The 5,915-nt window shown below is 69.7% G+C and carries 3 protein-coding genes and 2 pseudogenes; 2 read left to right on the top strand and 3 right to left on the bottom strand.

Annotated features, from left to right (window positions below):
* Positions 1–1,191: pseudogene (locus ACZ5NW_RS37575) on the top strand (hypothetical protein); the annotation flags it as partial.
* 1,018 nt (positions 1,192–2,209) lie between these two features.
* On the opposite strand, the gene ACZ5NW_RS37570 reads toward ACZ5NW_RS37575, so the two are convergent.
* Positions 2,210–2,737, bottom strand: coding sequence for a GNAT family N-acetyltransferase (locus ACZ5NW_RS37570; RefSeq protein ID WP_468748542.1), 528 nt, complete (start codon positions 2,735–2,737; stop codon positions 2,210–2,212).
* Positions 2,738–3,305: 568 nt separating this feature from the next.
* On the opposite strand from ACZ5NW_RS37570, the gene ACZ5NW_RS37565 reads away from it, so the two are divergent.
* On the top strand, positions 3,306–3,653 hold the full coding sequence (locus tag ACZ5NW_RS37565; RefSeq protein WP_468748541.1) for a hypothetical protein: 348 nt from the start codon (positions 3,306–3,308) through the stop codon (positions 3,651–3,653).
* A 213-nt stretch (positions 3,654–3,866) separates the two neighbouring features.
* Here ACZ5NW_RS37565 and ACZ5NW_RS37560 read toward each other — a convergent pair whose 3' ends face one another.
* Both ACZ5NW_RS37560 and ACZ5NW_RS37555 read right to left on the bottom strand, forming a co-directional pair.
* Positions 3,867–4,586: a GNAT family N-acetyltransferase gene (locus ACZ5NW_RS37560; RefSeq protein WP_468748540.1), complete on the bottom strand. Its 720-nt coding sequence runs from the start codon at positions 4,584–4,586 to the stop codon at positions 3,867–3,869.
* 360 nt (positions 4,587–4,946) lie between these two features.
* A pseudogene (locus ACZ5NW_RS37555) lies at positions 4,947–5,790 on the bottom strand (PHP domain-containing protein); the annotation flags it as partial.
* Positions 5,791–5,915 lie beyond the last annotated feature (125 nt).

The following is a 5,915-nucleotide window of genomic DNA, read 5'->3' as shown; positions in this document are numbered from 1 at the left end:
AAGCTGTGGGAGCTGCGCTCCTACGACCAGGTCATCAAGCTGGAGCAGGAACGTCTCGTCTACCAGGCGAGGCTGCGTTCCCGCTTCGGCCGGGCATGGCGCCGCAAGGCCCCGGTGGAGTCCCTGATGCCCCTGCGCCTGGCCCGCTACGGCGTCCCGCTGACGGAAACCGCCTCAGTCGGCCTGACCGCCGCCGGAATCGATGCGCAGCCCTTCCCGTTCACCACCCACCACACACCGTCACCCGCACAGCGGCGCGACCCTGAACTCACCACCAGACTCCCTGAAAAGAAGGAGACCGCACAGCCCAGCAGCGCCGAAACTCCCACGACGCACCAGGCAAAGCCCACCGACACCGGCCGCTCGCACGAACCGCCCAGCCCTCCCCCGGCCGACCGGCCGCCTGACGAGCACTTCACCCCTTCGCTGCAGGCCCCCACACAGCACCAAACACACCCAGCCCCACCCGAAGAAGGACCTGCACCGCACAACACCCCCGAACCACAGAATGCACGGAGGCGGCACCACCACCTCCATAACTCTCAGCCCACCCCCACGCGCCAGCACAGCGAGACTCCCGCCCTGACCGCGCCTCCCCCGCACAACATGCACCAGCACGACACCGGCACCATCGAGCCACCGGACAGCGAGCTCCTGCCGCATCAGCGAGCCATCAAGCAGATTGCCGCCGCTGGCCGGGCGGCCCTCGAGCAACCCCGTCCCAAAGCCGCAGCCAAGGCCGACGAGTTCGCCCCACCCACCTTTCCCGCCCAGAACAGCGACCTCACGGTGGTCGACCGCTACTACCTCGGATGGACCCAGTATCAGACCGAGCACGGCCACGAACCGAGCGCCGACGAACTGTCCGCCTACCTCGCCGACCACGGCATGAACGGCCGCCACGGCAAACCCCTCAGCCCTTCCACACTGCGCCGTTACACCATCCCCTTCCGCATGTACACCATCTGGGCTCAACACCGCCAACACACCCAACACCCCTCCCCTCACGCCGTAGCCCATCACTGCACCACAAGCGGGATCACCGCCCAATACAACAAACCCATCACCCCCGACCACATCACCCAACAGACACAAGACTTCCAACGACGCTGGCGCACACTCACCCAACACCACACCCAAACCCACCAGCAGCAAGGAATTCACCATTCGCCTGGTACCGTTCACTCATAATGGAATTCCGCCACGTCGGAAATTCTCGACGATCTTGACGGCAAATGTCGGGATCGCAGATTGCGCAGGCACCTTCGGCGACGCCACGGCCACCGCTGGCATCCGCTCTGGCCCGCGAGGATGGATCCAAAGGTCGGAGGTGATGGTGCCGCAGCCGTGGCACAGGCACCGCCAGAGGGCCTTTACCCCGCGGTACGGTTCTTGGGGTTCGAATCCGTGCTCACGCGTCTCGGCGACGGCCATGTCCTGGTTGTGGCGCTGCGCCGCACCGGTTGCCCGGTCGGTGCACGGCTTGCAAGCGGACGCCAGCTCTGGCCGGTCAGGGAACCCAGACGCGGGCAGTCGCTGGGCGCCCGGGGTCAGCAGCTGGGGAATTACGTGAGCGTCCACACCGGGAGTCCGAGCTGCCCGACCAGCTCAACAAGCGGCTGCGGATCTACGACACCGGCATCCACGTCACCACCGCTACGTCCAAGACGGACCAGGCGGGCAAGGGCTCCGGCCGCCTTATCAACAACCGCGCCGACCTCCAGCTCGTACGCCGCGCTCGCGCCAGGTTCGCCGTGCTGCGCGAGCTCAGCAGCGGACGGCCCTGACCAGCCCACCTTCCGGGCCCTGACGGGGAAGGGCGGTCTCCGCTCCTCCCCGCCGGGCCGCAAGCGTGGCACCCGGATGCGGCCGGGCTCCCTCAACGAACGGCTCTAGCTCCTCGCCGAGCTGGCGGGCGTGCCATACATCGACGGCAAGAAGGCCACCTCCCACTCGTGGCGGGCCGACGCGAACACCGACATGGCCGAGAAGGGCGTCCCGCTCGCCGAGCGCAATCGGCCGGCCGGTGGGCGGACGGCTCCCATACGGCCGACACGGTCTGCGACCGCCGCCACGGTGTCGGTACGAGCGACCCGCTCGACAAGGTCCCCCAGTACGGCGGGCCCGCCCGAGCGACGGTCGCCGAGGCCCGCGCCGAGGCACCCGAGATCGCGTGACTACCCCGCCGCCATCGAGGGGGCGGGGGCGTTCAGGGGTGCAGCCTCTTCACCATGACCGCGTAGACGGGGGAGTCGGCGAACGGCTGCTGTTCGCCCACCTTCTTGTAGCCCCACGTCTCGTACAGCTCTTGCACCTTCGGGTGCGTCACGTCGACCAGGAGGACGGCCAGATCTTCTTCGCGCTCCTCCAGCAGCGCTTCGTGCAGACGCTCTGAGATGCCCTGCTTCCGCCACTGCGGGCGCACCATGACCTCGGAGACGGCGTAGGTCGCGGTGTAGCCGTTGTTTGGCTCGAAGGCGGTGGAGCGCCACCATTCGCGGCCCGGCTGGAGCGGAGCACCGTACGCGAAGCCGATCGGCTCGTCGCCGTCGAAGGCGACGACGCAGGTGAAGCCGTCCATCCCTGACCAGTGGTTGACGAACCAGGGGAACCGCTGGTTGAACTCGTCGTCCATCGCATCGGCGTAGGCGTCGGCGTGCACGTCGATCAGCATCTGCTTGAAGCCGTCCGGAAGGCTGTCCTTGCCGTAATGCCGCAGGTCGATCACCCTGGTCACGCTCGACTCCATTCATCTCGCATACGGTCTGCCCAGTTCCGGGCGTACGTCGTTGAGGGCGCCAGCCGGAACAGGTCTCGGTGGAAGTCTCCGATCAAGGTGCGCATGCGTCCAGGCAGCGGAGCGCCATCCATGATCGCGAAGACGGTGGCCGCGGTGTTCGTGGCCTGCTCCGGCTCTCCCTGCCGGAGCTGCGCAAGGGCGAGCTGGCACGTGGCCAGGGCGCGGCCGAGCGAACTACTCGTCGAGGCCCACGAGACGCCGACGCAGTCCGCCGCTGTCGCGGGCGCACCAGCCTCGCCTCCAGGCCCGAGCGGCGTGCCGCACTTCGGCAGCGCAGGGTCGCCCAGGACGGGCCAGACAAACGATCTTCCGCCCACGCACGCCCGGCCGCACCCTCCAGCAGACGCCGGCAGCGACAGGCCGCCGTTGCCGGTCCGGGACGTCAGCCAGCCAAAGGGACCAGGCGCAGCGACCGCGGCAGCAGGAACCTGCCGGCCGTCCCAATGGCGGCTTGATGGCCAGCTTTCGGTCTCGTGCGCCCCTCGATGAGGGGCAGCGGCAGGAGATGCAGAAGAGGAGGAGCCGGAGGGCGAGGAGCCCGACCCCGAGCACGACACTCCCACACGACGAGGAACACGAAGAAACTCGGGAGCGGCTGAGCATCGACATCGACCTTTCAGTGCTGCCGAAGAACCTCACCCAGCGGCAGCGAGCCGAACGGATCTACGTCGCCCACCAAGCCGCCGGCGTGGCCCTCTCGCAGGCCGACCTGGGCAAGTGGGCCGGGTACAATAACCCCACCTCCGGCGGCAACGAATACCGCCGGCTGGAGAAGGAGCACGACCCCATCGTCGTCCGCGAGGGTGCCACCCACGTCGACCTGAACTGGTCCCACCAACCGGTAGCCGCCTGAACGTCCAGCTCCCCCAACTCCCCGGCCGGCACGACCCCGTGCCAGGGAGAATGCCGTGTGTGGCGTTCCCCATCGCCCGTTCCCGGGACCGGCGGCGTGTGAGCCGTCGGCGGCGGGGCACCGTGTACGGCTCAAAGACGTGGACGCGGGCAATGCCCCCAGTCGCACCGTGCGCGGTGCCGACTGGGCGGGTCAGCGGGCACGGGCCCGGCTTCAGGACGACCGACCCGACAGTAGACCGCTCAGCACCCCCGCCCGAAACGACACCTGCGAAGTCAGTGGACGCACCAGGTGCCGCATCGCGGCATCCGCCGGCCACTGGATACGTCCGACGGGCACCTGCAGGACGAGCGGGGCCCCGGGGGCCAGCACATGGAAGCCGTCGGCCTCGTAGTAGGGGGCCAGGTAGGGCTTGTGGGTATGGATGCCGCCCACCATCGCCTGATAGCCCTGGCCGGCGTAGGAGCGGACCACGTGATCGACGAGCTGGTGGCGTAGCCCCTGGCCCCGGGCGCTGTCGGCCACCGACACCGCCTCCAACTCCACGAGCGCCCTCGACAGCCTCAGGCACAGCGGCCGGCCAAGGTCGGCTTGCATATCCATCAGCCACTGGACCGGGGGAATCGCGTGCGCCAAGCCGACGATGAGCCCTGCGGTCTGCTCCTGGGCGAGAAGCAGGGTGGCGGTGCCGTACTGGGGCGGCAGCTGGTAGCCGGTGCGCATCCGGTCGATGATCTCCTCAGGCATCGCGTCGTCGAGGAAGTCGACCGGCTGAAGCAGCGCGCGCACCTCCTCAGGGTCGTCGTCGGGGGTGGCCGGACGGATCAGGTAGCGGCCGTGCACGTGCGGCGCTTCGGCGCCCTCGGCCTGCGGTTGCCGCGGCGCGCTGCGGCGCTCTGCTCGGCGTCGAGAGGCTCGTCCCATGTCCTCCATCGCGCCTCAACCACACTCGGCGGCAATTGAGTTGAGCACGGGCAGGAACGCGTCGACTCGTCCACGGATACGCAACGTGGCAAGAGGCCGAACTGGCCCTCCGGTGACCTGGCGGGCTCCTGCCGGAGGAGAACGAAGGGGCAGCACGCACCCGCTGCGCCCGCTTGACCGGGCGACCCGGGCGGTGCTCGACGAGTGCGGGTGCTGTCCCTGTGTGTGAGGTCCGGGATCAGGACGTGGTGAGCCTTTTGAAGGCGGAGGCGGCGCCGGCGGCGCCGGGGCCGTAGCGGGCGCGTGCCCGGTCGAGGGCGGCTTCCAGCCGGTGGAGTTTTTCGTCGCGGTCGTGCTCCGCCCGCCGCCCGCCGCCCGCCGGCCGTCGGCACCGGCGGCCGCCGCGACCCGCTGTGCGATCGCCGTCATGTCGCCGGCGGGCTTGAGTCAGCGCTCGCGGCAGTCCAGCCGTCGCTGGTCCACCGGGCGTAGCAGCCGCGCGGCGTCCAGCACGTCCGCGATTCGGTGCTGGCCCGCGTCGGCGTAGCGGACGGCGTTGGTTAGGACGGCCGGGATGGCGAGGCGGTCGGCAAGCATGAGGGTGTGCGCGGCAAGGCGTACGGAGCCGGGTCCGGTCCCGGGCAGGCCCCAGCACACGATCTCCAGCCGCAGACCGTCGCCCGCGGCCTGCCGCCACGGCTCCAGAAGCTGTTCGGCGATGTCCGCACGGCCTGCGGAGAGGGGGCGGTTCGGAGGCAGGGCCGAGCATCACCACCAGGCCGCTGCCCGCGTACTGGCGCAGCTGCTCCCACGACGCCGCCGGCGGAGCGCCGGCGGCAAACGCGGCAGCGTGAGTAGCGGACACCAGCCGGCACAGCCGCGCCCATCCGTCCGGACCCTGGGCCAGGAAGGTCGCCCGGAACGGCGCTTCGGCCACGTGCGCACCACCCCGCACCGGAGTGCGGCGGCGGGCGGCCGGAGCGGCGGGAGTGCAGGCGGCGACCCCGAGGTCCACACCGAGCAGCGGGCGGATCCCCTCAGCCGCAGCAGCCTTTACGAAACGGACGGTCCCGCTGACCATGTCCCGGTCGGTCAACGCCAGCGTCCCGATGCCGCGCTCGGCGGCCCGGGCGGCGAGATCGCTTGGATGCGAGGCGCCGTAGCGGGCCGAAAACCCGCTCGCCACATGCAGATGAGGAAGCCCTCCGCGCATGCCACCCTCCGCCCAACCCCCAAACCATCACTAACTGCCTGTTCTCTATCCGTTCGCGTGGGTGGACAGGTTCGAACGGGGGCCTGGTTCGGGTGAGTTGTCCGGGACCGGTGCATGAAGGAAGG

The organism is Streptomyces sp. NPDC032126 (assembly GCF_055580085.1).
Note: the sequence above shows the minus strand (reverse complement) of the source record. Positions and strands in the feature narration are given on the sequence as shown.